The organism is Bradyrhizobium sp. CCBAU 53415 (assembly GCF_028128735.1).
In the GTDB taxonomy this organism is placed as follows: domain Bacteria; phylum Pseudomonadota; class Alphaproteobacteria; order Rhizobiales; family Xanthobacteraceae; genus Bradyrhizobium.
Window position 1 is genome coordinate 128109 of the sequence record NZ_LBJF01000027.1, and the last position, 19251, is coordinate 147359.

The following is a 19251-nucleotide window of genomic DNA, read 5'->3' on the forward strand; positions in this document are numbered from 1 at the left end:
CATGCGACAGTTTAGGAGAAGGAAAGGTCCATTGACCAAGAGCAGTTTTCTGACCATGTCCAGCGCCGCTGCGATCGTCGCAGTATCGATCGCCGTCTCGGCGCCGGTGCGCGCCGCCGACGACGCCGTGATCCAGAAGTGGATCGCGGAATTCCAGCCCTCGACGCTGTCGAAGGAAGATCAGAAGAAGGAGCTGGAGTGGTTCGCCAAGGCGGCCGAGCCCTTCAAGGGTATGGAGATCAACGTCGTCTCCGAAACCATCACCACTCACGAATATGAATCGCAGACGCTGGCCAAGGCGTTCTCCGAGATTACCGGCATCAAGCTCAAGCACGACCTCATCCAGGAAGGTGACGTCGTCGAGAAGCTGCAGACCCAGATGCAGTCCGGCAAGAACGTCTATGACGGCTGGATCAACGATAGCGACCTGATCGGCACGCACTTCCGTTACGGTCAGACCGTCGTTCTCTCGGACTATATGACCGGCGAGGGCAAGGACGTCACCGACCCCATGCTCGACGTCAACGACTTCATTGGCAAGTCGTTCACGACCGCGCCGGACGGCAAGCTTTATCAGCTGCCTGACCAGCAGTTCGCCAACCTCTATTGGTTCCGCTACGACTGGTTCACCAACCCCGACTACAAGGCCAAGTTCAAGGCGAAGTATGGCTACGAGCTCGGCGTGCCCGTGAACTGGTCCGCCTACGAGGACATCGCCGAGTTCTTCACCAACGACATCAAGGAGATCAACGGCGTCAAAGTCTACGGCCATATGGACTATGGCAAGAAGGACCCGTCGCTCGGTTGGCGCTTCACCGACGCCTGGCTGTCGATGGCCGGCAACGGTGACAAGGGTATTCCCAACGGTCTGCCGGTCGACGAATGGGGCATCCGCATGGAAGGCTGCCGTCCGGTCGGCTCCTCGATCGAGCGCGGCGGCGACACCAACGGTCCGGCCGCGGTCTACTCGATCACCAAGTACCTCGACTGGCTGAAGAAGTACGCGCCGCCTCAAGCGCAGGGCATGACCTTCTCCGAAGCAGGCCCGGTGCCGGCGCAGGGCAACATCGCCCAGCAGATCTTCTGGTACACCGCCTTCACCGCCGACATGGTGAAGCCGGGCATCGCCGTGATGAACGCGGACGGTACGCCGAAATGGCGTATGGCTCCGTCGCCGCACGGCGCCTACTGGAAGGAAGGCATGAAGCTCGGCTATCAGGACGCCGGCTCAGCGACCTTGCTGAAGTCGACGCCGCCGGATCGCCGCAAGGCAGCCTGGCTCTATCTCCAGTTCATCGTCTCCAAGTCGGTGAGCTTGAAGAAGAGCCATGTCGGCCTCACCTTCATCCGTGAATCCGACATCTGGGACAAGTCGTTCACCGAGCGTGCGCCGAAGCTCGGCGGCCTGATCGAGTTCTACCGCTCGCCCGCCCGCGTGCAGTGGACCCCGACCGGCAACAACGTGCCCGACTATCCGAAGCTCGCGCAGCTGTGGTGGCAGAACATCGGCGATGCGTCGTCCGGTGCGAAGACGCCGCAGGCCGCGATGGATGCCCTTGCGGCCGCCCAGGACTCGGTGATGGAGCGCCTGGAGAAGTCCGGCGTGCAGGGCGCCTGCGGTCCAAAGCTCCACAAGAAGGAGAAGCCGGAGTACTGGTTCGCGAAGGCCGAGAAGGACGGCACCATCGCGCCCCAGCGCAAGCTCGCGAACGAGAAGCCGAAGGGCGAGACCGTCGACTATGACACGCTGATCAAGTCGTGGCCGGCGACTCCCCCGAAGCGCGCGGAAGCGAAGTGAACGACACGTAGCGTCATAAAACGAAAGGCCGGGAGCGATCCCGGCCTTTTTCTTTCTTCGCCTCCCCCGCAAGCGGGGAGAGGGAGAAGACATCACTCCGCCGGCTCGGCCGCCAGCGTCGGGTAATCCGTATACCCCTTCGCGCTACCCCCGTAGAAGGTGTTCTTGTCCCAGTCGTTCAGCGCCGCGCCCTGCTTCAGCCGTTCGACCAGATCGGGGTTTGAGATGAACGGCTTGCCGAAGGCGATGAGGTCGGCCGCGTTCGCGTCCAGCACCTTGGTGGCGAGATCGAAATCGTACCCGTTGTTGGCGACGTAGGCGCCGGCGAAACGCTTGCGCAAGGACGCGTAGTCGAACGGCGCAATATCGCGTGGGCCGCCGGTAGCGCCCTCGACGACGTGGAGATAGACCAGCTTGAGTGCACTGAGACCATCGACGATGTGATCGAACAACGGTTGCGGGTTGCTGTCGGAGAGGTCATTGGCCGGCGTCACCGGCGAAATGCGGATGCCGGTGCGATCGCTGCCGGCCTCAGTGGCGACGGCCTTGGCGACTTCCAGCATCAGCCTGGCGCGGTTCTCGATGGAGCCGCCATAGGCATCGGTGCGCTTGTTGGCGCCGTCCCTGGCGAACTGGTCGAGCAGATAGCCGTTGGCGCCGTGAATCTCGACGCCGTCGAAGCCGGCCTCGAGCGCGTTCTTCGTCGCACGCTTGAAGTCGTCGATGATGCCAGGGATTTCGGAGAGTTCGAGCGCGCGCGGCTCGGACACGTCGGCGAAGGTGCCATTCACAAAAGTCTTGCCCTTGGCGCGGATCGCGCTCGGCGCCACCGGGGCCGCGCCATTTGCCTGGAGATCGACATGCGAGATGCGGCCGACATGCCAGAGCTGGATGAAGATCTTGCCGCCGCGCTCGTGGACGCGGTCGGTGACCTTGCGCCAGCCGGCGACCTGATCCTTGCTGTAGATGCCGGGGGTGTCCTGATAGCCTTGACCCTGCTGCGAGATCTGGCTCGCTTCGGTGACCAGGAGCCCTGCGGAGGCCCGCTGACCGTAATAATCGGCCGCAAGCGGGCTCGGCACAAAAGTGCCGGGCACGGCACGGTTACGCGTCAGCGGCGCCATCACCAGGCGGTTGGCCAGCGTGATGGGGCCGAGCTTGTAGGTCTCGAACAATTTCGTCGAACGGCTCATGGGAAATGCTTCCAGGCGGTGAGAGGTCCCGAACACTTGTGCATCGCGACATCGGGCGCAAGGGATGAGCCATACGGAAAGTGCAGGCGAGCTACGCGGCAAGGGCCGCGTAGCATAATTCTTGCGCAATTTTAGCCGCGGCAGTGGATTACGACCGTCGCGGTCGTGCGATTTCGCAATCAGTTTGCGCCCATGAAATCGCGTTTGCCGATCTCGACGCCGTTGTGACGCAAAATGCCGTGGGCGATGGCGGCGTGGAAGTAGAAGTTCGGCAGCGAGAACGAGCTCAGGAATTGCTGGCCCTTCATGGTGATGGATTTGTCGGGGCCGGCCGGGAAGGTGACGTCCCTGGCATCGGCGCCTTCGAACTGCTCGGGCTTGAACGACTTCACGTAGTCGATCGTCTTCGCCAGCCGCTGCTTCAATTCCGCGAAGCTGGTCTCCGTGTCGGGCGTCGACGGCACGTCGCTATGGGTCAGCCGGGCACAGCCCTTGGCGGCGAAATCGCTGACCAGCTGGATCTGCCTGGACAGCGGCAGCATGTCCGGGAACAGGCGCGAGCCGAGCAGGACGCTCGGATCGATCTTCTTCGCCGCGCAATGCGCCTCGGCCTTGGCGAGCAGGCCGGTGAGGCTGTTCAGCATTTGCAGATAGGCGGGGACGACGGCGTCGTGGAAGGACATGTGATGCTCGCTTGTGAATGGAAAATTTCAGGAGAAAACCTGAGCCACTCACATGGGAGCCTCATGGAAAAATACAATCGCGGGAAGCGGCTTGTGCGATGCGAAAATTCTACTGGATCGTCCCCGCCGGCTGCGCCTGCGCCGTGCCGCCGCGCATGCGAGCGAGCAGTTCGGGCGTTGGCCAGGAATCGGCCGGCAGGCCGTATTTGATCTGCATCGCCTTCACCGCAGTGCGGCTCTGCTGGCCGAGCACACCGTCGACCTTGCCGACATTGAAGCCGGCACGCACCAGGAGCTGCTGCAATTCCTTGAGCTCGTGGAACGGCAATTGCGCGACGGGTGCAGCCGGCTTGCGCATCGGCGCCGCGCCCGCGATGCGGGTGGCGAGATAGCCTGCGGTGGTCGAATAGATCAGCGAGTTGTTCCACTCGGTGTAGGCGGCGAAATTCGGATAGGCCAGGAAGGCGGGACCAAAGCGTCCCATCGGCAGCAGCACGGACGCCGCGAGATTGTCGTTCGGGAGGGAACGGCCGTCGGGATAGGTGACCCCCAGCTGCGCCCATGTCGAGCGCGGCTCGCGCACGGCGAGATCGGTCTTCTCCCACGGCAGGTTCGGCGGAACCTTGATCTCCTCCAGCCACGGCTCGCCGCGCCGCCACTTCAATCCGTTGGCGATGTAGTTCGCGGTCGAGCCGATCACGTCGGCTGGCGAGCGCAACAGGTCGCGCCGTCCGTCGCCGTCATAGTCGACGGCGTAGTTGACGTAATGCACGGGCAGGAACTGGGTCTGCCCGAGTTCGCCGGCCCAGGAGCCGATCATCTCGTCGGGATGCAGATCGCCGCGGTCGATGATCTTCAGCGCGGCGATGGTCTCGTTCACGAACATCTCGGAGCGGCGGCAGTCATAGGCCAGCGACACCAGCGATTTCAGTGTCGGCAGATTGCCCATGTTGGCGCCGAAATCGCTCTCCAGGCCCCAGAATGCGGCGATCACCGCCGGCGGCACGCCATATTCCTTCTCCGCGCGCGCGAATGCGGCGGCGTATCGCTTGATGTGCTGCTGGCCGTTCTGCATGCGATAGGGCGCGGCCATGCGGCCGGCGAATTCGGTGAAGAGCTGGCCGAACACGCGCTGGCCGCGGTCGCGGTTGACGATGCCCTGGTCGTAGACGAGATACGGCGACGCCTCCGCGATCGTCCGCTGCGATACGCCGGCCGCGACCGCTTGGCTCTTCACGCCGGCCAGGAAGCGATCGAAGCTCGCGCCGTTGTGGCACGACGCGGCGCGCGGCGAGGGCGCCGTCGCCTTGGGGGCCGCGGGCTTGGCAGGCGGCGGCTGAAGCTGGGCGGAGGCGCTGGAGCATGCGAGGAGCGCGGCGGCCGCGATCGCAAATCGGATCTGGAGCATAGGGGTTCCGGCGGGCAGGGCAGGCGTGGATTCGCCCAAATCTTAAGTGAAGTGACGGTCTCAGGCCATCCTTTCCATGCCATGGCGGTTCACGGAATGCGAGTCGCTGGGCGTGGCCCCAGGTTAGCCGAACAGCCGCATCAGCAGGGCTTTCCCAACCGGCAGCGCCCTGACGCCGCGGTAGGCACGGACATATTCGCCGGCATAGAACGCCCTGATCGCATGCACGCGCGTGTCCATGCCTTCCGCGAATCGCACCGCAAATCCATCCGCGGTTCGCCGCACCACGATGGCCGCGATCGCGCGGCCATAGATCCGGCACTCGATGGTGCTTCCGGGGAGCGGGGGATCGGGATCGATCAGGCGCGCACCGGTGATCGAGATGTCGGCGAGCCGCGCCAGATGCGACTTACCGTCCTGGCACAGCAGCACGGGCACGTTGCGCTCGAAGCGCTCCGCCTTGCGCCGACGCGGCTGCTCGATGCAGACGAAGCAGACCACGGTGAGGATGAACGCGTTGTACAGGCTCCAGGCCAGCGCCAGCCCGCCATAGGCGATGTTCTCGCCGCGCAAATGCAGGATGAAGGCATAGGCGATGGAAACGAGCGTGATGAGGAGCGCGCTTCCGTAGATCCGCAGCAGCGGCCATTCGACGAACCTGTTGTCGCGGTCGCCGCCTTTCGCGGTGACCTTGAATTTGTGTCCTTTCGGCTTCAGCAGGCCGGCAGCCGCCGCCTTCAGCACCGCGGGCGCGGCGATGAGCTGCGAGACGTCCGTCATCATCGCGAGCGAGCGGCCGTGGGATAGCCAGGCCATGATGAGACCATGCCAGACGTAGAACGGCAGGAAGAACCGCAACAGCTCGGTCAGGTCCGCCTGCACTGCCTTGATGCCGAACAGCAGGAACAGCCACGGCACTATCAGGCCCGCCGTCTTCGACGCGTAGACCGCGGACCAGCTCATGAAGGCATCGACCAGCGAGAGCCGGTCAATGAAGGAAAGCTTCGACTCTCGCGAGAGGGGTCCGCTGCGGCCGCGGATGATCTGCATGAAGCCGAGGCACCAGCGGGCCCGCTGGGTGATGTATTCCTTCAGCCCCTCCGGGGCGAGCCCGATCGTCAACCGCTCGTTGAGATAGATGGTGGTGAGGCCGTGTTCCTTCAGGCGCAGCGTAAGGAGATAGTCTTCCGTGACCGAATCGGTCGGAAACCCGTCGATCTGCATCAGCCCGGAATAGCGAATGAGGGATGAGGTGCCGCAGCAGAACGCGACGCCCCAGGCGTCCTTGGCCGGCAGCAGGATGTCGAAGAAGAAGCGCTGCTCGTCCGGCCAGACGTCCGTTGCTGCAAGGTTCGTCTGGATCGGCTCGGGATTGATGAAGTGCTGCGGCGTCTGCACCACGCCGACCGAGGCGTCGTCCATTAGCGAGACTGTTCGCGCAAGGAAGTCGGGCCGGGGCACGAAGTCCGCATCGAGGATGGCGACGAAGTCCGGCCGCTCGGTCGACGCGCCGACATGGCGGAGTGCGTGATTGATGTTGCCGGCCTTGGCGTGCCGGTTGTCGGGCCGCATCAGATAATGGCAACCGAGCTCGCCGGCGAGTCGCCGCAGCCAGGGCCGCCTTCCGTCGTCGAGCACCCAGACGCGATAGTTGCCGTAGTCCAAGCCGGTAGCGCCGATGATCGTGCGCTCGAGGATCGATCGCTCCTCGTTGTAGGTGCAGATGAAGACGTCGATCAGCGGCGCGCGCGGGTCGGTGGCGCGGCCGTCGAGCCTCGCTGCCTTGGTCCGGTCGCGCGTCCGGCTCAGGAACAGCAGCGACAACGCGATCGCGACGAGCGAGGCTGCTTCCAGCAGCATGAAGGGATAGCCGATTGCGGCATCGGCGGTCAGATGCGGCGGGGGGAGCGTCGAGGTAACGCGCCAATGCAGATAGCGTAGCAGCAAGGCCACCGACACGATGGCCAGGAACGAGCGCGCCATCGTGCTGTCGCGCCGGAGCAGCGGCACGATCGCCATGAAGGCGCCGAGCGCAATCAGGCCGGGCGTCAGCGCCGTCGTCACGGTGCGGTCTCGTGCCGTGCAAACACGACGCGACCGGTGCGCCCTACCGTGCAGGCGCGGGCCGCGGCATCGCGCAATGCCACGGTCACGCGGTAAGGCTCCTTGCTCAGCGCATCCGGATTGATGGCGAGATTGGCGGGCGCGCCGGCGGCGCCGGTCAGATTGACCACAGTGCCGGAGATCAGCTCGCCGCCGTCGTTCGGCTCGAACGTCGCGAGATCGCCGAGTTGCAGGCGGTTGTAGACGCTCTCGGTGACGTTGGCCGTGATGACGGCGCCGCTGCAATCGAGCACCTTGAGCAGAGGCTGGCCGGCCTGCACGTCCTCGCCGGGCGACGTCATCATCTCCCAGACCCGCCCTGCAACGGGTGTCGTGATGTTGGCTTCCGACAGATCCGCAAATCGGATCTCTTCGACTTTGATCTCGTTGGCGAGCCAGGCGATCTCGGTATCGGTGCGTGCGAGGTCGGCCTCGAGGTCGCCGGCGCGCTGGCGCATCTCCTCCTCGCGCTGCACCGAGCTGGGCCGATCGTTGTAGCTGTCGCCGAGGAACGAGCCGTTCCGTGCCGCGGCGAGCTCGACCTTCGCCGCGTCCAGCCGCTTGCGCGCGCCGAGTTCGGTTTGCTGCGACACCGAGAGCTCGCGTGTGAGCCGCGTGAGTTCGACGCTCGAGACGTTGCCGGATTTTGCCAGCGAGGAAGCGCGCTCGACGGCGGCGCCGGCCTCCTCCCGTCGCGCCACCGCCGCTTCGATCGAGGTTTGGATTTCCGCAATACGGGCCTCCAGCTGGAGCACGCGCCCGTCACGGAATTGCGCGGCCTGCCGCGCCAGGTCCTTCTGCGCCGCCTGGGCCGCGGCGAGCTTCGTCGCCAAGCTCGGCCGCTCGTTCTCCAGGCGCGATTTCTGCCGGCGGAGATCGTCGAGCCGGGTGCGATCGCTGCGCGAATTGACCACGCGCAAGACCACGGTGCCTGCGTCCAACCTCGCCTGATCGGTCAGCCGCTGCGCGGCTGCCACACGGCCGCCAATCGGGCTTCGTAAGGTGACGAGCCGCGAATTGAGCACCGCCTCGACACTCGAATTCTCCCACATCGCGCGCAGAGGCAGCCAGCCGAAAATCGCGATGATGGCAAGCCCGATCGCGATCTTCGCGCCGCGCCGCAGCCGTGGCCAGCGCCGCTGCGTGTCCGGCGCGGTCTGCGCATCGACGGCGTGGCCAGGCTCGTCATTGGCGAACATCTGCTCGTACAGCGCCTCCTGCAATCCCTTCGCGTCAGCCCTGGTATCCTGAGGGGAGGGAGCGGATGCGGGATCGACGGAAGCGGCGTGCGAGCGGTCCATCATGACGGTCACCTTGCTGACGGGTGTCGACGGAACTGGTCAATGCGCAACAACCCCCGGGTGTGCCGGGTTACCACGACTTAAGGGAGATTGCGCTTTCCAGATTGCTAAGCATCGGCGCGTGTTTTTGAGCAAATCCCGGTCAAGATTTAGCGGCGCGAGCAAGGCTGGCGCGCCATCGATCTGCGGCCGGGCGCCGCATGAACCTTGCGGGATCCAACAGCATTCATACTTCGGGAACGGCGGCCGGAGGTTTGCCCGCGGCCGCCTCAGGAGACGGCCATGAACTATCTTCGTACCGCAATTCTGCTCGCAGGCCTCACCGCCCTGTTCATGGGCGTGGGCTATCTGATCGGTGGTGCTTCCGGCGCCATGATCGCGCTCGTCATTGCCGCCGCGACGAATCTTTTTACCTACTGGAACTCCGACCGCATGGTGCTCTCGATGTACGGCGCCCATGAGGTCGACCGCGCCAGCGCGCCGGAACTGGTCGGGCTCGTCGCCGAACTCGCGGGCCGTGCGGGCCTGCCGATGCCGCGGGTGTTCCTGATGGATGAGCCGCAGCCCAACGCGTTCGCGACCGGACGAAACCCGGAGAATGCCGCAGTCGCCGTCACCACCGGCCTGATGCGCCAGCTCAGCCGCGAGGAGCTCGCCGGCGTGATCGCGCATGAGCTCGCCCATATCAAGAATCACGACACGCTTCTGATGACGATCACCGCGACCATCGCCGGCGCGATCTCGATGCTGGCTCAGTTCGGCATGTTCTTCGGCGGCAATCGCGACAACAACAATGGTCTCGGCATCGTCGGCTCGATCCTGATGATGATCCTCGCCCCGCTCGGCGCCATGCTGGTGCAGATGGCGATCAGCCGCACCCGTGAATATGCTGCGGACAATCTCGGTGCGCGCATTGCGGGACAGCCGATGTGGCTGGCCTCCGCGCTGGTGAAGATCGAGGGTGCCGCGCACCAGGTGCCGAACTACGAGGCCGAGCGAAACCCCGCGACCGCGCACATGTTCATCATCAATCCGCTCTCGGGCCATGGCGTGGACAATCTGTTCGCCACCCATCCCTCGACGCAGAACCGCGTCGCCGCCCTTCAGCAGCTCGCCTCCGAGTTCGGCAGGCAGGCGGCGCCCTCGGTTGGCGCCAACGAGAACTACCCGCCGCGCGGCCCTTGGGGCCGCTCCTCGTCACGTGGTCCTTCGCGTGGTCCTTCGCGTGGTCCTTGGGGCTAGAGGAACCGGTGAGGATTTGCGTCCGTCCTTGTGACCTGGCGCACACAGGGTCGTCCCGACCGGTGGTAACACCTCGACGTGAGCAATCCTTCGAAAGGGGATGCGTGGCCGGCCCGCTGCCGGTCACCGTCGAAGATGACCAGAGCTGCCGTACCCTTGCTGATCGTTCTTTGCGTGCTCTTCGGCCTGTCCACGCACATGGTCGTCTATTGCGGCGACGGGGACGATCCCGACATCTGCTCGGCCGTGATCGGCTTCTCGCCGCTCCGCGGCTCGCTGATCGCCTTCGCCTATGAGGGGCGCGGACGGATCGCGCTGCGTCACGGCGACTTCAGACGGGCGATCGCCGATTTCGACGAGGCCATCCATCTCAATCCCAACCGCGCCTCGTTCTATCGCGACCGGGCGCTGGCGCACCGAAAGAACGGCGATCTGGAGCGTGCCATTGCGGACTATGACGAGGCGATCGCGCATGATCCCAAGCTTGCCGCACCCTATCACCAGCGCGGCCTTGCGCTCGCCGCCATGGGCGATCTCGATCGCGCCATCCTGAGCTACAATACGGCGGTCCGCCTCGAACCCTCCGATGCGCAGGCCCGCCTCGATCGTGGCCTCGCATTCCTCGCCCACGGCCAGGCCGACGATGCCCGCGCCGATTTCGAGGCGGCGCTGGCGCTGCCCGCCGGCAAGAACGGCGCCGCGCGAGAGGCAGCGCGCGCCAGGCTCGACGAGCTCGCCGGCGCCGAGCTGACCCGGGTCGCCGCGCCGCGGCGGTAAGTGGGTTATTTTGCCTTCTTGGCCTTCGCCTTCTTCGCCTTGGCCTTCTTCTCCGGCTTTTCCTTGGCCTTCTTTTCCACGGCTACCGGCGTGCTGGCGGCCAGACGCATCGATCGCGCGTAGCTGTCGGCGACGTTGTCGGCCGACATCTGGAGACGCTTGGCGGCGGCGGTGGCCTGCTCCATGGTGGCCTTGGCCATCATCTTGAAGCGTTCGCCGGTCTCCCTGCCCTTGGCCTTGGTCGCAAGGCCGTTGAAGCGATCCCGCCGCTCCTTGGCGCGGGTCATCAGGCCCGTATGCAGCTGTCTGGCCAGTTGCCGGATCACGACATCCAGGTCGGCGTCCGCCATGTTCTCTCATCCTCTTCGAAAAACGGTGTCGATGCGGCGGGACTATGCAGATCGGGCCCCGCCTTGGCAATTCCCGCCGGCGCGTCATCCGCAGCTTCCGGCTCGCGATACAAAAAAGCCGCGCAATTTGCGCGGCTCTCCGGCTGGCTGGATTGAGAAGATGCTATGTCTGCCTCACTTCAGCGAGGCCACCGGGCCGTTCGAGGCCGTCGGCTCGGGATCGAAGCCGAACACGCCGACCAGGTATTTGTAATAGTCCGGCATCTTCTCCTTGAGCGCCTCGCGCGACTTCGGATCGTGGAATTCGCTTTTTCCGGCCAGGAAGATGCTCGCGGTCACGGCAAAGAATTCCATGGGATTCTTCATCGCGTAGGATTCCTTGGGCAGCATGTCCTTGGACTTGGCCAGGGCGTAGTAGGCGATCACGCCCTTGTTGGCGTAGCCGTCCGGCAGCAGCCGCGCGTGATAGGCGTGGAGCAGCTCGTGCAGCAGCACCGCCTCCTTTTCGTAGCGCATCATGTCCGGCCGCAGCATGATCACGCCGAGCCCCGAATCGACCGCGAGGTCGACGGCGTTCGGATTGGTCCAGCGCTGCTTGTCGTGGTCCCACACCGTCAGCGTCCGCGGCACGCGGCGCTCGACGTTGGGAGCGACGCGGCCGTAGCAGGCGGTTGCGGCGCCTTCGTCGAGGCAGGCGAGCTCGCTCGCGATGATCGGCACGGTGCGGAAGAAGCGCAGCACACGCGGCGACAGGCCGGCCGCTTCGACGGCGTCGATCTGCTGCTTTACGTTGTCGGTGAGCTTGTCGACGTCCTTGCGGTCGGAGTTCTCCGACAGGTCGAACATGTAGCCGCGGTAGCTCTGGAAGCCCGGCGGCAGCGACTGCGCTGCCTCGGCGTCGAGCGACCCGGCATGAGATGGATTGGCGAAGAGCGCGCCGACGATGGTTGCGGTCAGCAGCAACGCAATGCGCATGATAAACCCCCTGATGTCACTTCGCCCGGCAGAATAGGCCGCCGTTGTTTGCGAAAAGTGAGTGGGGCAAGACTAGGGCAGCGATGTTGAGGCGTGCTTAATCCCTGGTTGCAGATCGCGGAGGCGGATTAGGATCGGGTTAACCAAGCGTGGATTGGCGGTGCGCTTCGGCGTATCATTCGCTCCGGGTAACAGGCCCAAAGTCCAGACAGCCGGAAGGGAGGATGCCATGTATGCCGCCATCCGTCAGGCCAAGGCGAAAAGCGGGAGCGCGGAGGAGCTGGCGCGCCGTATCAAGGACGGCGCCGTTCCGATCATCAGCAACGTCGACGGTTTTCGCGCCTACTACGTCGTCTATGCCGGCGACGACACGGTCACGGCGATCTCGATCTTCGACAAGTTCGAGCAGGCCGAGGAGGCGAACAAGCGCGCCATCGCCTGGATCGAGAAGGATTTGGGCCCGCTGCTGGCAGGGCATGCGAGTGCCGCCGCGGGGCCGGTGATCGTGCATACGCTGGCGTAGGTGCGGCGATCTCGTGCCCCGGACGCAGCGCAGCGCCTCTTCGGCGGTGCGCTGCAGAGCCGGGGCCCATGGTGCGGCGTGCGTGGCTCGCTGGGTCCCGGCTCTGCGCAGCAGCGCAAGAGCGCCGCAGCGCGTCCGGGACACGAGAGCTGAATACCCTCACAACTCCCGTGCATTCGAGAACGCGAACGAACTCACCCTTCTCGTCGTCTCATCCAGGATCAGCGTGCGCGTGATCGGGGGCTCGGCGCGCTGGGCGCAGTTTTCGCGCTCGCAGAGGCGGCAGTTGACGCCGATCGGCGTGCCCTCGGTCTTCTCCAGGTCCATGCCGGCGGCATAAGTCAGGCGCGCGGCGTGACGGATCTCGCAGCCGAGGCCGATGGCGAAGCGCGGCTGCGGCAGCGGGTGCGGCGCGACCGGGCGGCGCACCATCTGCGCGATCGAGAAGTAGCGCGTGCCGTCAGGCAGCTCGATCACCTGCTTCAACAGACGATCCGGCGTGTCGAAGGTCGAGTGCACGTTCCACAACGGGCACGTGCCGCCGAATTTCGAGAACGGGAAGGTGCCGGAGGAGAAGCGCTTGGAGACGTTGCCGGCGTTGTCGACACGCAGGAGGAAGAACGGGATGCCGCGCGCGTTCGGCCGCTGCAGAGTGGTGAGGCGGTGGCAAACCTGCTCGAAGCCGGAATTGAAGCGCTGCGCCAGCACGTGGATGTCGTAATTGAGCGCTTCCGCTGCCGCCAGGAACGCAGGATAGGGCATCATGACAGCGGCTGCGAAGTAATTGCCGAGCGTGATGCGGAACAGCCGGCGCGGCGCGTCGTCGAGCGGGCCGGCGCGGCCGATGATGGTCTCCAGGGCTTGCGCGCATTCGCCGAGGCCGAGCTGGAAGGCAAGCTGGAAGGCGCGGCCGGGCGGGTCGACCAGCTCGGAGATCAAGAGCTGGCGGCGATGGCGGTCGAAGCGCCGCAGCGTCTCGCGCATCACATCGACAGGCATGATGCGGGTCTGGATCGAATGCTTTTCGCGCAAGCGCGCCGCGAGCGCCGCGTAAAGCCCCTCGGCCGGCACGTTCAGTTCGTCGCGCAGATTTTCCGCAGCCTGCTCAAGCTCCGGGAAATAGTTGCGATTAGCCTCGATCAGCTCTCGCACGCGCTCGACCGGATTGGCCTCATAACGCGTGCCGACGTCGCGGTCGGCCATTTGTGCGGCGGCCAGCGTCTCGCCTTGGCGCGCCTCGGTATAGGCGGCGTAGAGCCGCTGCAGCGCGTGGGTGACGCCGGGGCAGAGCTCGGCGAGGTCGCGCAGCTCCTGCTTGGGAACGTCTATCTGACGGAACAGGGGATCGGAGAAGATCTCGTTGAGCTCGGCGAAGAAGCGGTCCTCGTCGGCGGTGGCGAGGTCGCGCAGATCGAGGTCATAGGTCTCGGCCAGGCGCAGCAGGATCTGCGCCGTCACCGGGCGCTGGTTGCGCTCGATCAGGTTGACATAGCTCGGCGAGATACCGAGCCCCTCGGCGATCTGGGTCTGAGACAGCCCCAATTGCTGCCGGATCCGGCGGAAGCGCGGGCCGACGAACAGTTTCTTGCCGGACTCGGCGGCCATGGCTTGAGATCTCCACCTGCATCAAGGACAGTCTTGCTGACCTATATTTTTACAAACTTTACAAAATAACATCTAATACATGTTCTGATGTTACATGACATCACCAATAAAATACAAGCCACCTATACGAAGTTTCTGTTTTGGCGTTTAGCTCCTGACACGCATCTCGCAATGCAGTGTCAAGAATGTCGATGGCTAGCCATCGCCATCGTCAGCGAAAGGATCAGGCACATGAATTACCAGCCCCGCGGCATCAGCACCCTCCAGGGCCCGTCCTCGTATCAGGACGAGGTCAAGGCGGCCCAGGCGCTCCTCGAGACTCAGCCGACCTGGAACGGCGTGTCGGCCGAGGCCGTCGCCCGCATGCGCCTGCAGAACCGCTTCAAGACCGGCCTCGACGTTGCCCGTTACACGGCGGCCCTGATGCGGGCCGACATGGCGGCCTATGACAAGGACCCGACCAAGTACACCCAGTCGCTCGGCTGCTGGCACGGCTTCATCGCCCAGCAGAAGCTGATCTCGGTCAAGAAGCACTTCGGCGGCAAGACCGATCGCACCTATCTGTACCTCTCGGGCTGGATGATCGCGGCGCTGCGCTCCGAGTTCGGTCCGCTGCCCGACCAGTCGATGCACGAGAAGACCTCGGTGCCGGCGCTGATCGAGGAGCTCTACACCTTCCTGCGTCAGGCGGACTCCCGTGAGCTCAACGACATCTTCCGCCTGCTCGACAAGGCCCGCAAGGAAGGCGATAAGACCCGCGAGAAGGAGCTGATCGAGAAGATCGACAACTTCCAGACCCATGTCGTGCCCGTCATCGCCGACATCGACGCCGGTTTCGGCAACGCGGAGGCGACCTATCTGCTCGCCAAGAAGATGATCGAGGCGGGCGCCTGCGCGCTGCAGATCGAGAACCAGGTCTCGGACGAGAAGCAGTGCGGTCACCAGGACGGCAAGGTCACCGTGCCGCACGACGTCTTCCTCGCCAAGATCCGCGCCTGCCGCCACGCCTTCCTCGAGCTCGGCGTCGAAGACGGCATCGTCGTGACCCGCACCGACTCGCTCGGCGCCGGCTTGACGCAGCAGATCGCCGTCAGCCACAAGCCCGGCGACATCGGCGACCAGTACAACAGCTTCCTCGATTGCGAGGAGGTGACGCCGGAGAACGCCAGGAACGGCGACGTCATCATCAACCGCAACGGCAAGATGATGCGCCCGAAGCGGCTGCCCTCGAACCTCTACCAGTTCCGCCCGGGCACCGGCGAAGACCGCTGCGTGCTGGACTGCATCACCTCGCTGCAGAACGGCGCCGACCTGCTCTGGATCGAGACCGAGAAGCCGCATATCGAGCAGATCGCGAAGATGGTCGACCGCATCCGCAAGGTGGTGCCGAACGCCAAGCTCGCCTACAACAACTCGCCGTCGTTCAACTGGACCCTCAACTTCCGTTGGCAGGTCTACGACGCGATGAAGGAGGCCGGCCAGGACGTCAGCAAGTACAACCGTGCCGAGCTGATGAAGGCGGAATACGACGACACGCCGCTGGCGAAGGAGGCCGACGAACGCATCCGCACTTTCCAGGCGGATTCGGCCAAGCGCGCCGGCATCTTCCACCACCTGATCACGTTGCCGACCTACCACACGGCGGCGCTCTCGACCGACAATCTGGCGCGGGAGTATTTCGGCGAGCAGGGCATGCTCGGCTACGTGAAGAATGTCCAGCGCGCCGAGATTCGTCAGGGCATCGCCTGCGTGAAGCACCAGAACATGGCCGGCTCCGACATCGGTGACGACCACAAGGAGTACTTCGCCGGCGAGGCGGCCCTGAAGGCTGGCGGCGCCCACAACACGATGAACCAGTTCGGCTAACGAACCACGCTACTCTCGAAAGGAGACTGACAATGACCAAAGGCAGCAATTTCTGGGTGATCGGCGGCGAGTTCGGTTCGATGAACTTCCACAAGCTCGTGGAAGGCTCGGCCCAGGTCAAAGGTCCGTTCAAGTCCCGCAAGGAAGCCGAGGACTGCTGGCGCGAGGTGTCGGAAGAGAGCCGCCACAAGGCCGGCGTCCGCTTCTCGATCGTGGAAGAGCCGCAGCGCGCCCCGGCAGCCTGATCGGGCGGCAGCCGAGCTCACCTAAGAAGACGTCCAAGGACGGATGGTCCCATCCAGGCCCTAGCCTGGGTGGGATCGTCTGTTTTTGGCACAGGTGGAAAGGCTGTGGGGCGCTGTAAGTATCTGGAATTGTGGGGCTTTGCGGAGGATGTGGTTGCTGATAGGTTAATGACGGAAAGTCGAGGACGAGGCCGACAATGTCAGAGCCCGAGACCAGCGGGACCCATCCCGGCCAGCCGCGCCCGGTGCGGCTGCGCGATGCACTGCTGCGCGCGCGGATCGAGGCCGCCGACCGGACCGGCGTCGTCGTCGATCTCAGGGACGCCGAGGTCGCGCGGCTCGAGATCCTCAACGACGCGCTCGATCCGCTGTTCGCGCAGGTGCCTGATCAGATCGACCTGTTCGACCGCGGCATCAGCCAGGGCGATACGCCGAGACTCTGGATCGACGTCGTCGCTCACATCGTGATGGGGCGCGACAAGCGGATGTACCGCTTCGTCCAGGACACCCGCTTCGGCCGCATCGTGCTCGCCGAATCGCACGACACCGCCGTGATCGTCGAGGCCGTCACCGACTATGTCGCGCGCCGCATGATCGAGCGCGAGCGCGCGATGGTGGTCCCGCCCGTGCCGCAGCCAGCCACAACCGAGCCGCCGCGCCGCTCGCGCGTCTGGCCGTTCGTGTTCGGCTTCATCCTCGGTGCGGCCGCCTTGTTCGGCGTCGCCGTGCTGGCGGCCTTGCGGAGCTGGTGATCAGTTGCTTCGTCGTTCCGGGCCATGCGAAGCATGAACCCGGAATCCCTTCATCGCCGCACATTGCCGACCGATGGATTCCGGGCTCGCGCTTCGCGCGCTCCGGAATGACGCCGCTCTCAAATCAGCCTCGCATGCTTGATCTGCCCGATTTGAAATCCAGCTCCCAGGCTCCGCACCGTCTGCTCGCAGCGCCAGCCGGAATTGTCCTTCTCGATGGTGAACAGATTATACGCCGCCGCCGGGTAGCGTCCGTGCGCGAGCGCTGAGGCCGAGGGCACGCCGAGCGCGGGAATGTTGCCGTTGGGGCCCTCGAACCACACCGTCGAATGAATATGGTCGTGTCCGTGCAGGATCAGCTCGACGCCGTGGCGCTTGAGCACGGCCAGCAGAGCGGGCGCATCGGTCATCCGCTTGTGGCGGGCGTCGGATTTCAGCGGATGATGCACCAGCAGCACGCGGAAGACGTCCTCGGCCGCGAGCCGTTCGAGGACCCCTTCGAGCGACGCGAGCTGATCGGGTCCGAGCGTGCCCGTCGCCATCAGCGGCAGGGTCGGTACCGCCGTGGACAGGCTGATCAGCGCGAGCGGCCCGCGCCGGCGCACCGACGGAAAGCCGATGCGGCCGTCGTCGCCGGCGAGATAGGGCGCAAACGTCTCGCCGAAACGATGAGAGGTGGCACGGACATAGGCGTCGTGGTTGCCGGGAATCGCGGTCACGCGTTCGGGCGGGCCGACGCTCTCGAGCCAGTGCAGGGCCGGCGCGAATTCCGCCTCCAGAGCCAGGTTGACGAGATCGCCCGTCACAGCGATGTGGTCGGGCGCCTGCGCCCTCATATCGGCGACGAGTGCGTCGAGAATCTCGCGGCGCTGGTACTTGTGGCGGTTGCGCGTCCAGTTGACGTAGCCTAGCGCTCGCTTGCCCGCGAGCTCGATCAGCCGCGGCTTCGGCAGAGGCGGCAGATGCGGATCGGACAGATGGGCGAGCTTGAAGGGGACCATGGCGCGCGATTGCCTCGCTATTGCTCCCCTGTAATGGCAAGGTCGCAGACAGCGCGCAAGCAGGGCGTGAAACGGGGCATCGAGGAAGCCTGATGGGAGAACGACTGAATCGTGTCCGACGGAAAGCGGAGCCGCTGCTGCGGCGATTCTTGCACGCCTATTTCCTCGTTGTCCGCGGCATGACGCTCGGCGTCCGCGCCGTGGTGCTGGATACGGACGGGAGGGTGTTCCTGGTCAAGCACAGCTACGTCAGCGGCTGGTACTTGCCGGGCGGCGGCGTCGATTTCGGCGAGACCATGGAAGAGGCGCTGCGGCGTGAGCTCAAGGAGGAGGGCGATATCGATCTTACCGGCGAGGCGGTCCTGCACGGCATCTTTCTCAACAGCCACGTCTCCCGCCGCGACCATGTCGCGGTCTATGTGGTCAGGCAGTTCAGCCAGGTCCGCCTGCCCGCGCCCAATCACGAGATAGTCGAATGCGGGTTCTTCGACGCCACCGCGCTGCCGGAGGGCACCACGCCCGGCACGCGGCTGCGGATCGCGGAGGTGCTCGATGACCGGCCCTTGATTGCGACGTGGCGCTGAGGGCGGCCTGTGCTGAAGCGAGATGGATCTTGGTTGAATCGATCGGGCCGCGGGCTCGCTCGACCTCTCCCGCTTGCGAGGTCGGCGCGAAGCGCCGGGTGTGGAGGCTTTCTCGACGCAGGGAATATCTCGATCACGGAGGCAATGCAGTTCACCCTTCCCGCTGGGGAGAGACGAAGCCCGCCCACGGCCACCGCCCATGGACCTTCGCATGCGCAAGTGCTACTCCGCGAATTGACATGACCGACCTCTCACTGACCATCCTTCCCGAGGCCGCCGGCGACGCTCAGGCGATCGAGCGGCTGCACGAACGTACCTTTGGTCCCGGCCGCTTCGTGCTGAGTGCCTACCGGATTCGCGAGCACGTCGACCATGTGCTCGAACTGTCCTTCACCGCCCGCATCGGCACGCTGCTGGTCGGCTCGGTCAGGCAGTTGCCGATCCTGATCGGTGAGACGCCCGCGCTGCTGCTCGGGCCGCTCACCGTCGAGCCGCCGTTCCGCGGTCGCGGCGTCGGCCGTCTGTTGATGGAGCGCGCGCTGAAGGACGCGAAGGCGAAAGGTCACCGCCTCGTGCTGCTGGTCGGCGACGAACCATATTACAGCCGCGTCGGCTTCAAGCCGGTCCCCAAGGGCCGCATCACTATGCCGGGCCCTGTCGATGCCGCCCGCATCCTGGTGTTCGAACTCGTCGACGGCGCCTTCGAGGGCGTGTCGGGGGCCGTCGGTCCCGACTGGAGCAAGGCGCGGGCAGGGTAGGACGCCTCTATCTGGGCTACCCGTCCTGAATTGGCAGAGCGGTGGCTGTACCTCATACTCCGTCATTGCGAGCGCAGCGAAGCAATC

The 19251-nt window shown here is 65.0% G+C and carries 18 protein-coding genes; 9 read left to right on the plus strand and 9 right to left on the minus strand.

The features are described from left to right. The first annotated feature begins 55 nt into the window (after positions 1–55). Positions 56–1798 carry an ABC transporter substrate-binding protein gene (locus XH87_RS28880; protein ID WP_271590908.1) on the plus strand — a complete coding sequence of 581 codons (1743 nt, stop codon included), beginning with the start codon at positions 56–58 and terminating at the stop codon, positions 1796–1798. A 92-nt stretch (positions 1799–1890) separates the two neighbouring features. Here XH87_RS28880 and XH87_RS28885 read toward each other — a convergent pair whose 3' ends face one another. The 5 genes from XH87_RS28885 to XH87_RS28905 all read right to left on the minus strand — a co-directional run bounded on the left by XH87_RS28885 (position 1891) and on the right by XH87_RS28905 (position 8489). Then, positions 1891–2991 (minus strand): alkene reductase, encoded by a 1101-nt coding sequence (locus XH87_RS28885; protein WP_271589853.1) that lies wholly within the window; start codon positions 2989–2991, stop codon positions 1891–1893. 179 nt (positions 2992–3170) lie between these two features. Then, the gene (locus XH87_RS28890) at positions 3171–3674 is read right to left on the minus strand and encodes a DUF1993 domain-containing protein (protein WP_271589854.1); all 504 of its coding nucleotides are present in this window, start codon (positions 3672–3674) and stop codon (positions 3171–3173) included. Between the two features lie 109 nt (positions 3675–3783). Further along, complete coding sequence (locus XH87_RS28895; protein ID WP_271589855.1) at positions 3784–5082, minus strand: lytic murein transglycosylase; 1299 nt, start codon at positions 5080–5082, stop codon at positions 3784–3786. A gap of 123 nt (positions 5083–5205) precedes the next feature. Next, the gene (locus XH87_RS28900) at positions 5206–7146 is read right to left on the minus strand and encodes a glycosyltransferase (protein WP_271589856.1); all 1941 of its coding nucleotides are present in this window, start codon (positions 7144–7146) and stop codon (positions 5206–5208) included. Continuing rightward, a complete protein-coding gene (locus tag XH87_RS28905; RefSeq protein ID WP_271589857.1) occupies positions 7143–8489 on the minus strand; it encodes an HlyD family secretion protein in 1347 nt (448 codons plus the stop codon). Before XH87_RS28905 ends, XH87_RS28900 begins: the two co-directional genes overlap by 4 nt. A gap of 279 nt (positions 8490–8768) precedes the next feature. Between XH87_RS28905 and htpX the strand changes: the two genes are divergently transcribed. Next, positions 8769–9728 carry a zinc metalloprotease HtpX gene (gene htpX / locus XH87_RS28910; protein WP_035699943.1) on the plus strand — a complete coding sequence of 320 codons (960 nt, stop codon included), beginning with the start codon at positions 8769–8771 and terminating at the stop codon, positions 9726–9728. Positions 9729–9863: 135 nt separating this feature from the next. Continuing rightward, positions 9864–10505 (plus strand): tetratricopeptide repeat protein, encoded by a 642-nt coding sequence (locus XH87_RS28915; RefSeq protein WP_271589858.1) that lies wholly within the window; start codon positions 9864–9866, stop codon positions 10503–10505. A gap of 5 nt (positions 10506–10510) precedes the next feature. On the opposite strand, the gene XH87_RS28920 is transcribed toward XH87_RS28915, so the two are convergent. Beyond that, positions 10511–10855, minus strand: coding sequence for a hypothetical protein (locus XH87_RS28920; RefSeq protein WP_271589859.1), 345 nt, complete (start codon positions 10853–10855; stop codon positions 10511–10513). Between the two features lie 174 nt (positions 10856–11029). Continuing rightward, the gene (locus tag XH87_RS28925; RefSeq protein ID WP_035699941.1) at positions 11030–11830 is read right to left on the minus strand and encodes a hypothetical protein; all 801 of its coding nucleotides are present in this window, start codon (positions 11828–11830) and stop codon (positions 11030–11032) included. A gap of 229 nt (positions 11831–12059) precedes the next feature. Here XH87_RS28925 and XH87_RS28930 point away from each other — a divergent pair, with 229 nt between their 5' ends. Next, a complete protein-coding gene (locus tag XH87_RS28930; protein ID WP_035699938.1) occupies positions 12060–12353 on the plus strand; it encodes an antibiotic biosynthesis monooxygenase in 294 nt (97 codons plus the stop codon). Positions 12354–12512: 159 nt separating this feature from the next. Here XH87_RS28930 and XH87_RS28935 read toward each other — a convergent pair whose 3' ends face one another. Continuing rightward, on the minus strand, positions 12513–13958 hold the full coding sequence (locus XH87_RS28935) for a helix-turn-helix domain-containing protein (RefSeq protein ID WP_035699936.1): 1446 nt from the start codon (positions 13956–13958) through the stop codon (positions 12513–12515). 231 nt (positions 13959–14189) lie between these two features. On the opposite strand from XH87_RS28935, the gene XH87_RS28940 reads away from it, so the two are divergent. From XH87_RS28940 to XH87_RS28950, 3 genes are all read left to right on the plus strand, one after another. Then, positions 14190–15824: an isocitrate lyase gene (locus XH87_RS28940; protein WP_271589860.1), complete on the plus strand. Its 1635-nt coding sequence runs from the start codon at positions 14190–14192 to the stop codon at positions 15822–15824. A gap of 32 nt (positions 15825–15856) precedes the next feature. After that, a complete protein-coding gene (locus XH87_RS28945) occupies positions 15857–16069 on the plus strand; it encodes a DUF4170 domain-containing protein (protein WP_027575539.1) in 213 nt (70 codons plus the stop codon). A 197-nt stretch (positions 16070–16266) separates the two neighbouring features. After that, positions 16267–16821 (plus strand): hypothetical protein, encoded by a 555-nt coding sequence (locus XH87_RS28950; protein ID WP_271589861.1) that lies wholly within the window; start codon positions 16267–16269, stop codon positions 16819–16821. Positions 16822–16940: 119 nt separating this feature from the next. On the opposite strand, the gene XH87_RS28955 is transcribed toward XH87_RS28950, so the two are convergent. Beyond that, positions 16941–17822, minus strand: coding sequence for a metallophosphoesterase family protein (locus XH87_RS28955; RefSeq protein ID WP_271589862.1), 882 nt, complete (start codon positions 17820–17822; stop codon positions 16941–16943). A gap of 92 nt (positions 17823–17914) precedes the next feature. Here XH87_RS28955 and XH87_RS28960 point away from each other — a divergent pair, with 92 nt between their 5' ends. Beyond that, the gene (locus tag XH87_RS28960; RefSeq protein WP_035699928.1) at positions 17915–18406 is read left to right on the plus strand and encodes an NUDIX domain-containing protein; all 492 of its coding nucleotides are present in this window, start codon (positions 17915–17917) and stop codon (positions 18404–18406) included. A 239-nt stretch (positions 18407–18645) separates the two neighbouring features. Next, positions 18646–19164 carry a GNAT family N-acetyltransferase gene (locus XH87_RS28965; RefSeq protein ID WP_271589863.1) on the plus strand — a complete coding sequence of 173 codons (519 nt, stop codon included), beginning with the start codon at positions 18646–18648 and terminating at the stop codon, positions 19162–19164. The last annotated feature ends 87 nt before the right edge of the window (positions 19165–19251 follow it).

Bases quoted from the DNA above. Each gene is read 5' to 3' on its own strand.
- XH87_RS28880 (WP_271590908.1), top strand. From the start codon at position 56: ATGTCCAGCGCCGCTGCGATCGTCGCAGTATCGATCGCCGTCTCGGCG.
- XH87_RS28885 (WP_271589853.1), bottom strand. From the start codon at position 2,991: ATGAGCCGTTCGACGAAATTGTTCGAGACCTACAAGCTCGGCCCCATC.
- XH87_RS28890 (WP_271589854.1), bottom strand. From the start codon at position 3,674: ATGTCCTTCCACGACGCCGTCGTCCCCGCCTATCTGCAAATGCTGAAC.
- XH87_RS28895 (WP_271589855.1), bottom strand. From the start codon at position 5,082: ATGCTCCAGATCCGATTTGCGATCGCGGCCGCCGCGCTCCTCGCATGC.
- XH87_RS28905 (WP_271589857.1), bottom strand. From the start codon at position 8,489: ATGATGGACCGCTCGCACGCCGCTTCCGTCGATCCCGCATCCGCTCCC.
- htpX (WP_035699943.1), top strand. From the start codon at position 8,769: ATGAACTATCTTCGTACCGCAATTCTGCTCGCAGGCCTCACCGCCCTG.
- XH87_RS28915 (WP_271589858.1), top strand. From the start codon at position 9,864: ATGACCAGAGCTGCCGTACCCTTGCTGATCGTTCTTTGCGTGCTCTTC.
- XH87_RS28920 (WP_271589859.1), bottom strand. From the start codon at position 10,855: ATGGCGGACGCCGACCTGGATGTCGTGATCCGGCAACTGGCCAGACAG.
- XH87_RS28925 (WP_035699941.1), bottom strand. From the start codon at position 11,830: ATGCGCATTGCGTTGCTGCTGACCGCAACCATCGTCGGCGCGCTCTTC.
- XH87_RS28930 (WP_035699938.1), top strand. From the start codon at position 12,060: ATGTATGCCGCCATCCGTCAGGCCAAGGCGAAAAGCGGGAGCGCGGAG.
- XH87_RS28935 (WP_035699936.1), bottom strand. From the start codon at position 13,958: ATGGCCGCCGAGTCCGGCAAGAAACTGTTCGTCGGCCCGCGCTTCCGC.
- XH87_RS28940 (WP_271589860.1), top strand. From the start codon at position 14,190: ATGAATTACCAGCCCCGCGGCATCAGCACCCTCCAGGGCCCGTCCTCG.
- XH87_RS28945 (WP_027575539.1), top strand. From the start codon at position 15,857: ATGACCAAAGGCAGCAATTTCTGGGTGATCGGCGGCGAGTTCGGTTCG.
- XH87_RS28950 (WP_271589861.1), top strand. From the start codon at position 16,267: ATGTCAGAGCCCGAGACCAGCGGGACCCATCCCGGCCAGCCGCGCCCG.
- XH87_RS28955 (WP_271589862.1), bottom strand. From the start codon at position 17,822: ATGGTCCCCTTCAAGCTCGCCCATCTGTCCGATCCGCATCTGCCGCCT.
- XH87_RS28960 (WP_035699928.1), top strand. From the start codon at position 17,915: ATGGGAGAACGACTGAATCGTGTCCGACGGAAAGCGGAGCCGCTGCTG.
- XH87_RS28965 (WP_271589863.1), top strand. From the start codon at position 18,646: ATGACCGACCTCTCACTGACCATCCTTCCCGAGGCCGCCGGCGACGCT.